The organism is Isoptericola sp. NPDC060257 (assembly GCF_042726645.1).
GTDB classification, from domain to species: Bacteria; Actinomycetota; Actinomycetes; order Actinomycetales; family Cellulomonadaceae; genus Isoptericola; species Isoptericola nanjingensis.
The window spans coordinates 1-14395 of sequence record NZ_JBHXAW010000096.1; the positions used below are offsets into that span (position 1 = coordinate 1).

Below are 14395 nucleotides of genomic sequence, written 5' to 3' on the forward strand. Positions count from 1 at the left end.
CGGCACCCCGCTGTCCTCGACGAGCCGGTCGACGAGCCGCCCCACGCCGTCGGCGCCGAGCGCCGCCGAGACATACCAGGCGGCGCCGTCGCCGATCTCGCGCCGGGTCACGGCCGGCCCGCCCGCGAGCGAGCTCGAGGCGTACAGGACCACGGCCTCCGCCCCGTCGAGGTGGACGCGCTCGGTCCACTCGGTCGCCTCGCCGCCGTCGTCCAGCCGGACGGCCTGCCCCTCCTGGAGGGGGTAGAGCTCGTCGCTCCAGGCGCCGAGCACGTCGGCGAACGCGCCCGGGAAGCCGCCGGTGCGGACCTGGCCGTCGTCGTCGCAGACGCCGGACAGGTAGGTCACGAGCAGGGTGCCGCCCCGCGCGGGGACGGCGGCGAGCCGCGCGGCGGCGTCGTCGTCGACGACCAGGAGCGTCGGCACGACGACCAGGTCGTAGCCGTCGAGCGGCGCGCCGGGCGGCACGACGTCGCACACCACCTGCCGGTCCCACAGGGCCCGGTGCCAGGCCCGCAGCTCCCGCCCGTACGACAGCTCGCGGTGCGGCATCAGGCCGTGCTGGAGGGCCCACCCGGCGGGGTCGTCGACCACCATCGCGGCCCGGGCGGGCTCGACGGCCGTCCCGGCGACCTCCGCCAGCGAGCGCAGGTGGCCGCCCAGCTCGACGACCTCCTGCCACACCCGCGACCGGGTGCCGCTGTGCGGGAGCATCGCCGAGTGGAACTGCTCGGCGCCGGCGCGCGAGGCGCGCCACTGGAAGAACATCGCGCCGTCCGACCCCCGGGCGACGTGACCGAGCGAGTGCCGCACGATCTCCCCGGGGTCCTTGGCGCGGTTGCGGCGCTGCCAGCTCGGGGCGCCGGTCGAGCTCTCCATCAGCAGCCACGGACGCCCCGGGGACATCCCGCGCACCCGGTCGGCGGCGAGGGCGAGATCGTGCTCGCGGTCGCCCGCCGGAAGGTCGCCGACCAGCGTGTAGTGGTCGTTGGCGACGACGGCCGTGTGCGGCGCCCACGACGCGTAGTCGACCACCTGGGCCCCGGCGCCGACCATGAGGTTGGTCGTGACGGGCGCGGCGGAGTGCCGCTCGAGGACCTCCTTCTCCGCCAGGTAGTGCGCCAGCAGCGCGTCCGAGGAGTATCGCTCGTAGTCGAGGTAGAGCCCGGGGTTGGGGGCGCCGTGCCGGCCGCGCGGCGGCATGATCTCGTCCCACTCCCCGTACCGGTGGCCCCACTGCGCCGTGCCCCACGCCACGTTCACGGCCTCGAGGGCGCCGTGCCGGGCCTGCAGCCACCGCCGGAACCCCGCCGCGGAGTCGTCGCAGTAGCAGCGGGCGTTCCCACCGCCCAGCTCGTTCCCCACGTGCCACAGGCGCACGGCCGGGTGGTTCCCGTAGCGGCGGGCGAGGGCCTCGACGTGGCGCAGCGCGTACCGGCGGTAGACGGCCGACTCCGGGCACCACGCGTTGCGTCCCCCGGCGGGCTCGCGGTACCCGTCGGCGAGCACCGGCGCGATGCCGGGGTGCGCGGTGAGGAGCCAGCTCGGCGGCGCCGCGGTGGGGGTGGCCAGGTCGACGGCGATCCCGTGGGCGTGCAGCAGCTCGATCGCGTCGTCCAGCCACGACCAGTCCCGCACGCCGTCGGAGGTCTCCACGGTCCCCCAGGCGAAGACGCCGAGGGTCACGAGGTTGACGCCCGCCTCGCGCATGAGGCGCACGTCCTCGTCCCACACCTCCCGCGGCCACTGCTCGGGGTTGTAGTCGCCGCCGTAGGACAGGCCGTCGGTCGGCCAGCGCGTCGCGGTCGTGGTGGGCGCCGACGTCACGACGTGCTCCGGGCGGCCGCCCCGCCCCGCGCCTGCGCCGCGGGCACGCCGGCCTCCTGCCACTCGCCCGCGAAGTGGTCGTAGCAGACGCTGTTGTCGATGGCGCCGCGGTCCGTGCCCTCCTGGGTGAGGGTCACGCGGTCGACCCGCTCGGGGTCCGGTGCCGCCGTCGCGAGGAGCTTGGTGTAGTCGTGGTGCGGGTCGAGGATCACCGCGTCGGCCGGTCCTCGCTCCACGACCCGCCCCCGGTACAGCACGACGATCTCGTCGGAGAAGTGCCGGGCGGTCGCCAGGTCGTGCGTGATGTAGAGAACGGCGAGGCGGTCCTCGCGCTGCAGGCGGCCGAGCAGGTTGAGGACGCCGAGCCGGATCGACACGTCGAGCATCGACACGGGCTCGTCGGCGATGAGCACCTGGGCGCCCGGGGCGAGGGCACGGGCGATGGCGACGCGCTGCCGCTGGCCGCCGGACAGCTCGTGGGGCCGGCGTGGGGCGATGTCCTCGGCGGGCGTGAGGTTGACCCGCTCGAGCATCTCGACCACCCGCTCGTGCGTCTCCTGCGCCGTGCGGGTGCGCTGGTGGATCCGCAGCGGACGGGCGACGTGGTGCTCGATCGAGTGGAACGGGTTGAGCGACGCGAACGGGTCCTGGAAGACCATCTGCACCTGGCGCCGGTACAGCGACCCCTGGACCGGGGTGTCGTCGTCGAGGCGCACGTCGACCGTCCCCGACGTCGGCTTCTCCATGCGCGTGAGGATCTTCGCGATCGTCGACTTGCCGGAGCCCGACTCCCCCACCAGGGCCACGGTGCGCCCGGGGACCAGGTCGAGGCTCACGTGGTCGACGGCGCGCAGCCGCGACCGGCGCAGCCCCGTGCGGATCGAGTAGTCCTTGACCAGGTCGGACACGTGGACGCGGGTCATGCTCGGTCCTCCTGAGCGTTCTGCACGGGTGTGCCGGCGTCGGCGAAGTCGTCGACGCCGCTGCGGATGAAGCCGCCCCGCTCCCCCGACAGGCTCGGGAACGAGCCGAGGAGCTTGCGGGTGTACGGGTGGCGCGCCTCGCGGTACAGCCGCTGGGCGGTGTCGAGCTCGACGATCTCGCCCGCCAGCATGACCGCGATCCGGTCGCTGATCTCGAGCAGCAGGGGCAGGTCGTGGGTGATGAACACGACCGCGAAGTCGAGCTCGTCGCGCAGTCGCACGATCTCGCGCAGGATGTCGCGCTGCACGACGACGTCGAGCGCCGTCGTCGGCTCGTCCATGATCATGATCTGGGGCTCCAGCAGCATCGCCATCGCGATCATGACGCGCTGGCGCATGCCGCCGGACAGCTCGTGCGCGTACGACCCGAGGCGCCGCGGGTCCACGCCGACGCGGGTCAGCACCTCCTCCGACCGGCGGCGCACCTCGGCCCGCGGCGTGCCCGGCCGGTGGGCCAGCAGCGTGTCCCGCAGCTGTGCCCGCACGGTGGTCACCGGGTTGAGGGCGTTCATCGCGCCCTGGAACACCATCGACAGCTTGTCCCAGCGGAACGCGCGCAGCGCGGAGTCCTCCAGGGCGAGCACGTCGACGTCCGCACCGTCGCGGTCGTGGAAGGTGATGCTCCCGGACGCGATCCGCGCCGGGGGCCGGTGCAGCCGGTTGACCGCGTAGGCGAGCGTCGTCTTGCCGCAGCCGGACTCGCCGGCGAGGCCGAGGATCTCCCCGCGGTGCAGCGTGAGGCTCGCGCCCTTCACCGCCGTGACCGGCTGCTCCACCTCGTAGACCACCGTGAGGTCCGAGACCGTGAGGACCGGTTCCGTCCGGCCGCCGCGGGCGGCGGTCCCTTCGTCGTGCACCAGGGTCGTCGTCATCGCGCGGACACCTCCTTCGCGCCGTCCGCCTCGCGGACCGCGTCCGGCTCCTGCGGGCGCGACCGGCGGTGCGCGCGGGCCAGCTCGCGCTCGAGGCGGGCGGCCTTGCGGGCCCGCCTGCGGTGCTGGCGCAGGTTCTTGAGCTTGGGGTTGATGATCTCGTCGATCGAGAAGTTGATGAGCGACAGGCCCATGCCGAACAGCGCGATCACCAGGCCCGGCGGCACGAACCACCACCAGGCGCCGAGGGAGAGGGCGAAGCCGTTCTGCGCGTAGAAGAGCATCGTGCCGAGCGTCGCGGAGTTCGACGCCCCGAGGCCGATGAACGACAGGCCGGCCTCGCCGAGGATCGCCGCGATGACCGCGAAGACGAACTGCGACGCGATCACCGGCAGGAGGTTCGGCAGGATCTCGACGACGATGACGCGCCACGGCTTCTCGCCCGAGACCTTCGACGCCGCCACGTAGTCACGGTTGCGGACGGACAGGGTCTGGGCCCTCAGCACCCGCGCCGACGCGGCCCAGCTCGTCACCGCCAGCACGACGGCGATGGTCCACAGGCCACGGCTCTCGCGCGGCACGAAGCCGGAGATGACGATCACGAGCGGCAGCCCGGGGATCACCAGGAAGACGTTCGAGAGCAGCGAGAACGCCTCGTCGGCGAAGCCGCCGCGGTAGGCGCCGTAGATGCCGAAGAACGCGGACAGGGCGGTGGCCAACACGCCGACCAGCAGGCCGATCTGCAGCGAGCCGCGGGTCGCGTACGCCAGCTGGGCGAGCACGTCCTGGCCGGTCTGCGTGGTGCCGAGCAGGAAGTCGGCCGACGGCGGGGTCAGCCCGATGTCGCGGATCTGCCGCGGGTCGCCGACCAGGTACGGGCCGAAGATGCCGAAGAGCGTGATGACGCCGACCAGCACCAGGCCGACGGCCAGCCAGGGCGTCATCGTGGGCAGGAGCATGCGCCAGCCGGAGCGCGGCGCGCCGCCGGCGCGGTCGCCCGCCACCTCCGCGGCCTCGGCCTCGTCCACGAGGGACGGTTCGTTCGCAGGACTCAGGTTCGTCATGACGGTGCCTCCTCTCAGGACCGGGCTCGGGTGCGCGGGTCGATCAGGCCGTACAGCAGGTCGACCACGAGGTTCGCGCCGAGCACGGCGAGCGTGATGACGAGGAACAGCCCCTGCATGAGCGCGTAGTCGTTGTTGGTCACGGCCCCGAGCAGGCGTCCGCCGATGCCGGGGTACGAGAACACCTGCTCGGTGATCACCGACCCCGAGACGACGAACCCGAGCGAGATCGCGAACCCGGCGACCGACGGCAGCACGGCGTTGCGCGAGGCGTAGGAGCGCAGCACCGTGCGCGGGGACAGCCCCTTGGCCTCGGCGGTGAGCACGTAGTCCTCGGACAGCGTGGAGACCATCATGTTGCGCATCCCGAGCAGCCAGCCCCCGACGGAGGCGAGCACGATCGTCAGCGCCGGCAGGGCGCCGTAGTGGATCGCGGAGAGGATGAACTCCGCGTTCCAGCCGGGGTCGAGGACGACGTCGTAGCCGCCCTGCAGCGGGAACCAGCCGAGCACGCGGGCCAGGACGTACGCCAGGATCAGCGCCAGCCAGAAGTACGGCACCGCCGCCAGGAGGGTGGTCGCCGGGATCAGCGAGTCCAGCCAGGTGCCGGGCTTCCACCCGACGAAAGCCCCGAGCGTCACGCCCAGGACGGCGGCCATCACGGTGGCGATGCCCACCAGGACCACCGTCCACGGGAGCGACTGCGCGATGACGTCCGTGACCTGCGCCGGGTAGTAGCTGACCGACACGCCCAGGTCACCGTGGACGAGGTTGTTCAGGTAGTCGACGTACTGGTTCCACAACGGTTGGGAGTCGTCGCCCCCGAGGAGGAGGGCGTACGCCTCCCGGGTCTCGGGCGTCACCGTCCCGCCGCGCTGCTGCAGCTTGGCGAGCAGGATGTCGACCGGGTTGCCCGGGAGGAGCCGGGGGATCGCGAAGTTCAACGTCAGCGCGGCCCACAGCGCCACGACGTAGAAGCCCATCTTGCGCAGGAAGTAGTTCACGGCAGGGTGCTTTCCTCGGGGACGACGTCTCGGGTCATGTCAGCCGGCCGGCTGGATCATCTTGAAGATCTCGGCGGCGTCCATCGCGGACCACACGGCCGGGAAGGCGTACAGGTCGTCGTCGGACGGCCAGCCGCTGAACTTCGCCGTGTTCCACACGCTCGTCGTGCCGCCGGTGAGGATCGGCACGTACGGCATGTCCTCGAGGATCTGCTCCTGGATGGTGTCGAAGTACGGCTGGCGCGCCGCCGCGTCGTCGAGCGGGAGCTTCGCCAGCTCGTCGAGCGCCTTGTCGACCTCGGGGTTGGAGTACCGCGAGTAGTTGTTCCCCGCCGACTTGCCGACCTTCGCGCCGGAGCCCGAGTCGAAGAAGTAGTTGTAGAGGTAGAACGGGTCGGGAGCGGGCCCCTGCCACAGGGAGTCGATCGCGAGCTCGAACTTGCCCGACCCCTTCTTCTCCGTCCACTCGTTCCACGACGACTGCGCGGTCTGGAGGTCGATGCCGGCCGCCTTCGCCTGGGAGGCCATCGTGTCCAGGGCGGTGATGTAGTCCGTCCACCCGGTGACGACCTCGACCGTGAGCGTGAGCTTCTCGCCGTCCTTGGCGTAGATGCCGTCCGAGCCCTTCGCCCAGCCGGCGTCCTCGAGCAGCTGCGCCGCCTTGTCGGGGTCGGCCGTCATCGGGGCGGTCTTCTCGGTCACCGCGTCCGAGACGAACTCGTCCTGGCTGGGGGTCAGCGTGAAGACCGGGGACATCTCGTTCGCGGTCTCCATGAACGCCAGCTTGTTGAGCTGGGTGCGGTCCATCGCGTAGTACAGCGCCTTGCGGACGGCGGGGTCCGTCTGCGGGCCCGTGCACCCCATCTCCGCGCTCGAGCAGGTGGACAGCACCATCTGGTTCTGCCACTGCGTGTACGCGTCGTAGCTCGGGAAGTTCTGGTGGGTGTTCTGGATGTCCGGGATGGGGCCGGTCTGCCAGTCGACCGTGCCGGCCGCGATCGCGTCGGCGCCGGCCTGGTTGCCCGACAGCGACAGGAAGCGGATGTTCGTGACGGCAGGCTCACCGCCCCAGTAGTCGGGGTTCGCCTTGTACGTGAACGCCTGCGGCTTGAAGCTGTCGAGCAGGTAGGCCCCCGTGCCCACGGGGTTCTCGATGACGTCCTCGACGGGGTTGATGTCCTTCCACAGGTGCTCGGGCACGATCGGCGTGTTCATGACGTCCGGCCCCTTGACGAACGCGGGCTGCTCGAACGTGAACGTCACGTGGGTGTCGTCGACGGCCTTCGCGGTCCCGTCGAAGCCGCCGCTGTTGATCGAGGGGTTGTCCTTGAGGAGCGTGAAGGTGAACTCGACGTCCTTCGCGGTGAAGGGCTCGCCGTCGCTCCAGGTGACGCCCTCGCGCAGCGTGACGGACAGCTCCGTGCCGTCGTCGTTCCACGCCTGCTCGGTGCCCAGCAGCGGCACCGGGTCCCGCACCTCGGCCTTGTTGTAGAAGAACAAGGGCTCGTAGATGGTCCCGAGGCCGCCGATCTTCGAGGGCGAGAACGGGTTGAAGTTGATCTGGTAGTCGCCGGCCTGGCCGGTGTACGCGACGAGCGTGCTGTCCGCGCCCCCGCCCGAGCCGCCCGAGCTGCCGGCCGAGCCGCCCCCGGAGCACGCCGCGAGGGCGAGACCGAGGGCCGCGACACCGGCGAGCACCGCGCCGCGCCGACGGATTCCTGTCCTGAGGAACATCTGCGGTCCTTTCTCGTGCCGGCACCAGAGCCGGCTCCAGCGGCGCCGTCGTCGGCGCTCGTGGGTATTCTTGCCATGGTTAACTTAAGCGGTCAAGTGCCGTAGGTCACTCACGCAAGGAGGCGGTAGATGCTGCTGGACGGCGTCGCGCAGGTCGTCTCGTCGCGCCGTCTGCTCGATCTCGTGCGGACCCGCGGGTCGATCAGCCGGGTGGAGCTGGCCCGGCTCTCCGGCCTCACCTCCCCGACCGTCACGCACGTCGTCCGGGGGCTCCTGGACCTCGGTCTGGTGCACGAGACCGGGGTCCAGCAGCGCGGCCGCGGCCAGCCGCGCCGCCTGCTGAGCGTCACGGCGGACGCCGGGTACGCCGTGGGCATCCAGGTCGACCTGACGACCACGACGGCGGTGGTCGTCGACTTCGCCGGTGCGACGGTCGCGAGCGCCGGGCTGCGGGGCTCCGGACGGCGCTCGCCCGACCGGACCGTGGGGACGCTCGTCGACCACGTGGGCGACCTGCTCGCGAGCGCCGGCGTCCCCCGCGACCGTGTGCTCGGCGTGGGCCTCGTGACCCACGGCCCGCAGGACCGGGAGCGGGGCATGCTCCTCACCGCGCAGCCCACGCCCGCGTGGGAGAGGTTCCCGCTGACGGCGCGGCTCGCCGCCGGGCTGGGCCTGCCCGTGCTGCTGGAGAACGACGCGACCGCGGCGGCCGTGGGCGAGCTGTGGACGCGGGAGCTCGACACCGAGACGTTCGGGCTCGTCTACATGGCCTCGGGGATCGGCGGGGCCGTCGTCGTGGACGGCGTCGCCTACCGCGGGCGCGCCTCCAACGCGGTCGAGATCGGCCACGTCCCGCTCCCGGACGCGCGCTCCGCCTGCGTCTGCGGCAACCGCGGGTGCACGCAGGCGGTGGCGGGCCCGGCGGCCGTCGTCGCCCAGGCCCTGGCCCGCGGCGACGTCGCCGAGCGCTGGGGCGTGCGGGGACCCGCCGAGGACACGCTCGCCGACTTCGAGCGCGTGGCCCGCGCCGCGCGCGACGGCGACGCCGCCGCCACCGACCTGCTCACCCGGTCCGCCCGCCGGGTCGGCCAGGCGGCCACCGTCCTCGTCAACCTCTTCGACGTGGACACCGTGCTGCTCGCCGGCCCGGCGTTCGCGACGGCCGGCCCCCTGTACCGCCGCGTCGTCGGCGCCGCGCTGTCCGAGCACGCCCTCAGCCGCACTCTCAGCCCGCCCCGGGTGGCGCTCTCCGGCCAGGTCGCCACGGCCGCCGCCGTCGGCGGCGCCCTCACGGTGCTGCGCGGCGCGCCCGACACGGGACTGCCCCTGGGGCGTGCCCGACCCCGACCGACGACCGACCTCAGCCCCGAGCCCGAGCCCGAACCCGACCAGCCCGCCACGATCGGAGCCCTGTGACCACCGACCACCACGTCCTGCACCGCGACGGGACCGCCCTCGTCCTCCACCTGCCGACGCACGGCCTGCCCGCCGTCGTGCACTGGGGAGCGGACCTCGGTCCGCTCGACGACGACGCCGCCCACGCCCTCCTCCGGGCGACCAGCCGCCAGACGCCGCCCGGCACCCTCGACGCCGCCTGGCGCCTGCCGCTCCTGCCGCAGGAGTCCGACGGCTGGTCCGGCCGCCCCGGCCTCCTCGTCACGCGTGCCGGCGGCCCCGTGTACCCCCGGTGGGAGTCCTCCGTGGACCGCCCGGACGAGGCGAGCGCGATCATCACCGCCGTCGACGCGACCGGTGGCCTCACCCTGCGCACCCGCGTGGAGGTCGGCCCCGGCGGCCTGGTCGTGCTCGACCACGAGCTCGTCAACGACGGCGCCGACCGTCTCGAGGTCGCCTGGCTCGAGGCGGCCCTGCCCGTGCCGAAGACGGCCGACCACCTCACCACGTTCGGCGGCCGGTGGACGCGCGAGAAGTCCCCGCTCACGACCCCGATGCCACGGGGGACCACCGTGCGCGAGTCCCGCCGGGGCCGCGGCGGCCACGACGGCCCGTGGGTGACCCTCGCCTCCGAGGGCGCGCCCCGCGCCGGGGAGGGCCGGGTGTGGGCCGCCCACCTGGGCTGGAGCGCCGACGTGCGCCACCGCGTCGACCGGGTCACCGAGCACGTCTCGCTGCTCGGCGCGGGAGAGCTCCTCCGGCCCGGCGAGCTCGTCCTGGCGCCCGGCGAGTCGTACCGCGCGCCGACGGCGTACTTCGCCTGGTCGGACGGCGGCCTCGACGGCGTCGCGGCACGGTTCCACACCTGGCTGCGCGCGCGCCCCGAGCACCCGCGCTCGCCCCGGCCGCTCGTGCTCAACACCTGGGAGGCGGTGTACTTCGACCACGACCCCGAGCGCCTCTTCGCGCTCGCCCGGCGGGCGGCGGAGGTGGGGGTCGAGCGCTTCGTCCTCGACGACGGCTGGTTCCCCGCGCGCCGGGACGACACCAAGGGTCTCGGCGACTGGGTGGTCGACCGAGGTGTGTGGCCCGACGGCCTCGAGCCGCTCGCCGAGCTGGTGCACGGCCTGGGGATGCAGCTCGGCCTGTGGTTCGAGCCGGAGATGGTCAACCTCGACTCGGACCTCGCGCGCCGGCATCCCGACTGGATCCTGGCCAACCCCGCCTCCGTGCCGTCGCCCGACGGCCTGTCGTTCCGCGCCCAGTACGTGCTCGACCTGGCGAACCCCGACGCGTGGGAGCACGTCCGAGGGCAGATGTCCGCGCTCGTGACGGACCTCCGCATCGACTTCGTCAAGTGGGACCACAACCGGGACCTGGTCGAGCCCGTCCACGACGGCGCGCCCGGCACGCACGCCCAGACGCTGGCCGCCTACCGGCTCCTGGACCGGCTCCGGGAGGACCACCCCGCGCTGGAGATCGAGTCGTGCTCCTCGGGCGGGGCGCGCACCGACCTCGGCATCCTCGCCCGCACCGACAGGGTCTGGGCCTCCGACTCCAACGACCCGGTGGAGCGGCAGGACGTCCAGCGCTGGACCGAGCTGGTGCTGCCCCCCGAGCTGGTCGGCGCGCACGTCGGACCCTCGCCCGCGCACTCCTCCGGGCGGGCCACCGACCTGTCGTACCGGATCGCCACGTCGCTGCAGGGCTCGGCCGGGTTCGAGTGGGACATCCTCGGCTGCACCCCGGAGGAGACCGCCCGGATCACCGCGTTCGCGGCGCTCTACAAGGAGCTGCGTGGCCTCCTCCACTCGGGCACCGTGCGGCACCCCGACACCGCCGACCCCGCCCTCCGGGTGCGCACCGTGGTCGCCCGGGACCGGTCGGAGGCCGTCGTCACCGTCGCGACCGTCGCGTCGCCCGAGGACGCGCTCGCGGAGCGGCTGCGGATCGACGGTCTCGACCCGGAGCGGCGGTACACGGTGCGGCTGCGGGACGAGATCGGGGAGTCACGCTGGGGCTGGGTCACGCCGGGCTGGCTCGGCGACGGACCGGTCACCCTGCCCGGCCGGGTGCTCGCCGAGGTCGGGCTGCAGCTGCCGACGCTGTGGCCCGTCCAGGCGCTCGTGCTGCACCTCGCTCCGGCCTAGGCCGGCGGGCCGGTGCTCCCCCGCACCGTGAGGGTCGGGGTCGAGTCGCGGTACGCCCGCGCCTCGGCCCCGGCCATCCGCTCGAACAGCCGCCGGGCCACGTGCGCCCCGTAGCTCGTCACGTCGTGGCTGAGCGCGGTGAGCCGGGGGTACGCCGCCTGGCACAGCGGCGAGTCGTCCCAGGCCACCAGCGAGACGTCCTCGGGCACGCGGGCCCCGAGCCCGTGCGCGACCCCAAGGCCGGCGAACGCCATGACGTCGTTGTCGTAGATCACGGCCGTCACGGGGTCGTCCGTCTCCAGCAGGGAGCGGGTGGCGGCCGCACCGGAGTCCGGCGTGAAGTCCGCCCGCGCCACCCGGGCGACGACGCCCGCGCGCGTCGCCTCGTCGTCGAACGCCAGGTCACGGATGGTCGTGTGCCCGAAGCCCTCCGTGCCGGACACGCGGCCGATCCTGCGGTGCCCCAGCCCGGCGAGGTAGCGCACGCACTCGCGCAGGGCCGTGGCGTCGTCGGTGTACACGGCGGGCAGGTTCCCCGCGAACTCGGGGTCGCCCACGACGACGGCGGGCAGGGCGTCGCGCTCCGACAGCGCCGCGATCCGGGGGTCGTCCTTGCGGGGGTCGACCACGATCACGCCGTCGACGCGGCGGGCGGCGTGCCAGCGCCGGTGCGCCTGGGTCTCGGCGTCCATGTCGGGCACGACCTGCAGCAGCAGCCCGTACGAGCGCTCCGTGAGCACCTGCTCGATGCCCGCGATGAACTGCATGTAGAACGACTCGAAGCCCAGGGTCTCCGGGGCGCGGGCGAGCACCAGGCCGATCGTCTCCACCCGCGCGCCGGACAGGGCCCGGGCCGCCTGGCTCGGCACCCACCCGAGCTCCGCCGCGACCCCGAGGATCCGCGCCCTGGTCTCGTCGGAGACGCCCGGGCGGTCGTTGAGGGCGTAGGACACCGCCCCCGTGGACACACCGGCCCGCCGGGCGATGTCCGCGATCGTGATCCGAGCCATCCGCTCTCCTTCCCGAGCAGGATGGTATGCCTCGCCGGGCCGCTGCCCGCGCCCGGGGTCGGGCCGCGCGTCGGAACGCGCCCGACATACGTCCGTGGAATCGTGGGCGCATGACGCCGTCGCCACCGCCCGTCGACCCCGAGGTGCTGACCGCCCTGGCCCAGGGCACGCTGCACGACCCGCACGCCGTGCTCGGGCCGCACCTGCTGGACGACGACGGCTCGCCGGGCGACCGGGCCTGGGCCGTCGTGCGGGTGCTGCGGCCGCTGGCCGACGAGGTGACGGTCGTGACCGCGGACGGCGAGCACCCGGGGCGGCACGTGGCGGCGGGCGTGTGGGAGTCGGTGGTGCCGGCGGGCGTGGACGCCGGCGGCGGGCGCCACGCCCCGGACTACCGGGTACGCACCCGCTACGACGACGACGTCCAGACCGTCGACGACCCGTACCGCTTCCTGCCCACCCTGGGCGAGGTGGACCTGCACCTGATCGCCGAGGGCCGCCACGAGGAGCTGTGGCGCGCGCTCGGCGCCAACCCCCGCCGCTTTCCGAGCGCGCTGGGCGACGTCCACGGGACGGCGTTCGCCGTCTGGGCGCCGAACGCCCGGGGCGTGCGCCTCGTGGGCGACCACAACCGCTGGACCACGGTGCACCCGATGCGCTCGCTCGGCGCGAGCGGGGTGTGGGAGCTGTTCGTGCCCGGCGTGGGCGAGGGCACCCGGTACAAGTTCGAGGTGCTGGGCGCCGACCGCGTGTGGCGGGCCAAGGCCGACCCGCTCGCCAAGGGCACGCAGGTGCCGCCGGCCACGGCGTCGGTCGTCGTCGACTCGGCGTACGAGTGGGCGGACGGCGAGTGGATGGCGCGCCGCGCGGCGTCCGACCCGCACGCCGGGCCGGTGAGCGTCTACGAGGTGCACCTGGGCTCGTGGCGGCCGGGGCTGGGCTACCGCGAGCTCGCGGAGGAGCTGACCGCCTACGTCGTCGAGCACGGCTTCACGCACGTCGAGCTGCTGCCCGTGGCGGAGCACCCGTTCGGCGGGTCCTGGGGCTACCAGGTGACCGGCTACTACGCGCCGACCGCGCGGTTCGGGCACCCCGACGACTTCCGGTACCTCGTGGACCGCCTGCACCAGGCCGGCGTCGGCGTCATCCTCGACTGGGTGCCCGGCCACTTCCCCCGCGACGAGTTCGCCCTCGCGCGGTTCGACGGCGGCCCGCTGTACGAGCACCCGGACCCCCGCCGCGGGGAGCAGCCCGACTGGGGGACGCTCGTCTTCGACTTCGGCCGCCGCGAGGTGCGGAACTTCCTCGTCGCCAACGCGACGTACTGGTTCGAGGAGTTCCACGCCGACGGCCTGCGCGTGGACGCCGTCGCGTCGATGCTCTACCTCGACTACTCGCGCAAGCCCGGCGAGTGGGAGCCGAACGTGCGCGGCGGGCGGGAGAACCTCGAGGCCATCGCCTTCCTGCAGGAGGCCAACGCCACCGCCTACCGCCGCTCCCCCGGCGTGATGATGATCGCCGAGGAGTCGACGGCCTTCCCCGGCGTCACCCGGCCCACCGACGCGGACGGGCTCGGCTTCGGGCTGAAGTGGAACATGGGCTGGATGAACGACGGGCTGCGGTACGTCGCGCACGACCCGATGTACCGGCGCTACCACCACCACGAGCTGACGTTCTCGCTGGTCTACGCGTTCTCGGAGCAGTACGTGCTGCCGATCAGCCACGACGAGGTGGTGCACGGCAAGGGCTCGCTGCTGCGCCGCATGCCGGGCGACCGGTGGAAGCAGCTCGCGGGCGTGCGCGCCTTCCTCGCCTACCAGTGGACGCACCCCGGCAAGCAGCTGCTGTTCATGGGCCAGGAGTTCGCGCAGGACGCCGAGTGGGACGAGGGCTCCGGCCTCGACTGGTGGCTGCTCGAGACTCCCGGCCACGCCGGGGTGCAGCGCCTGGTCCGCGACCTCAACGCCCTCTACCGGGCCACGCCCGCCCTCTGGGAGCGGGACTTCGACACCGCCGGGTTCGAGTGGCTCGACGCCGACGACGCCGACCACGACACGCTCTCGTGGGTGCGCCGGTCCGCCGACGGCGACCCCGCCGTCGTGGTCGTGAACTTCGCGGGCGTGCCGCACGAGGGGTACCGCCTCGCGCTGCCCGACGGCGGCGCCTGGGACGAGGTCCTCAACACGGACGCCGAGGTATACGGCGGCTCCGGCGTCGGCAACCTCGGGCGCGTGCACGCCCAGGACGTGCCCTGGAAGGGGCGGCGGCACTCCGTCACGCTGCGGGTGCCGCCGCTCGGCGCCCTCGTCCTGCGCCCCGGCGCGGACTGACCCTCGACGAATCGAGCGTGCTGACT

At 73.5% G+C, this 14395-nt stretch carries 10 protein-coding genes; 3 read left to right on the forward strand and 7 right to left on the reverse strand.

What is annotated here, in order from left to right:
• The 6 genes from ACFWEK_RS10055 to ACFWEK_RS10080 form a co-directional block, all read right to left on the reverse strand.
• The coding region (locus ACFWEK_RS10055; RefSeq protein ID WP_430553954.1) for a beta-galactosidase at positions 1–1827 on the reverse strand (1827 nt) is incomplete at its 3' end.
• Positions 1824–2750: an ABC transporter ATP-binding protein gene (locus tag ACFWEK_RS10060; RefSeq protein ID WP_430553955.1), complete on the reverse strand. Its 927-nt coding sequence runs from the start codon at positions 2748–2750 to the stop codon at positions 1824–1826. The genes ACFWEK_RS10060 and ACFWEK_RS10055, both read right to left, overlap by 4 nt.
• On the reverse strand, positions 2747–3682 hold the full coding sequence (locus ACFWEK_RS10065) for an ABC transporter ATP-binding protein (RefSeq protein ID WP_430547584.1): 936 nt from the start codon (positions 3680–3682) through the stop codon (positions 2747–2749). Before ACFWEK_RS10065 ends, ACFWEK_RS10060 begins: the two co-directional genes overlap by 4 nt.
• Entirely contained in the window at positions 3679–4746 is a 1068-nt protein-coding gene (locus ACFWEK_RS10070; protein WP_430553956.1) for an ABC transporter permease, read from the reverse strand. The genes ACFWEK_RS10065 and ACFWEK_RS10070 overlap by 4 nt, the downstream gene beginning before the upstream one ends.
• A 14-nt stretch (positions 4747–4760) precedes the next feature.
• Complete coding sequence (locus ACFWEK_RS10075) at positions 4761–5750, reverse strand: ABC transporter permease (protein WP_429766949.1); 990 nt, start codon at positions 5748–5750, stop codon at positions 4761–4763.
• A 39-nt stretch (positions 5751–5789) separates the two neighbouring features.
• Positions 5790–7484, reverse strand: a complete 1695-nt coding sequence (locus tag ACFWEK_RS10080; RefSeq protein ID WP_430553957.1) for an ABC transporter substrate-binding protein — start codon at positions 7482–7484, stop codon at positions 5790–5792.
• A gap of 129 nt (positions 7485–7613) precedes the next feature.
• Here ACFWEK_RS10080 and ACFWEK_RS10085 point away from each other — a divergent pair, with 129 nt between their 5' ends.
• Positions 7614–8900 (forward strand): ROK family protein, encoded by a 1287-nt coding sequence (locus ACFWEK_RS10085; RefSeq protein ID WP_430553958.1) that lies wholly within the window; start codon positions 7614–7616, stop codon positions 8898–8900.
• Positions 8897–11029 (forward strand): alpha-galactosidase, encoded by a 2133-nt coding sequence (locus ACFWEK_RS10090; protein ID WP_430553959.1) that lies wholly within the window; start codon positions 8897–8899, stop codon positions 11027–11029. The genes ACFWEK_RS10085 and ACFWEK_RS10090 overlap by 4 nt, the downstream gene beginning before the upstream one ends.
• Here ACFWEK_RS10090 and ACFWEK_RS10095 read toward each other — a convergent pair.
• Positions 11026–12039, reverse strand: a complete 1014-nt coding sequence (locus ACFWEK_RS10095; protein WP_430547589.1) for a LacI family DNA-binding transcriptional regulator — start codon at positions 12037–12039, stop codon at positions 11026–11028. The genes ACFWEK_RS10090 and ACFWEK_RS10095 overlap by 4 nt on opposite strands.
• Positions 12040–12149: 110 nt before the next feature.
• Between ACFWEK_RS10095 and glgB the strand changes: the two genes are divergently transcribed.
• A complete protein-coding gene (gene glgB / locus ACFWEK_RS10100) occupies positions 12150–14369 on the forward strand; it encodes a 1,4-alpha-glucan branching protein GlgB (RefSeq protein WP_430553960.1) in 2220 nt (739 codons plus the stop codon).
• Positions 14370–14395: the final 26 nt, after the last annotated feature.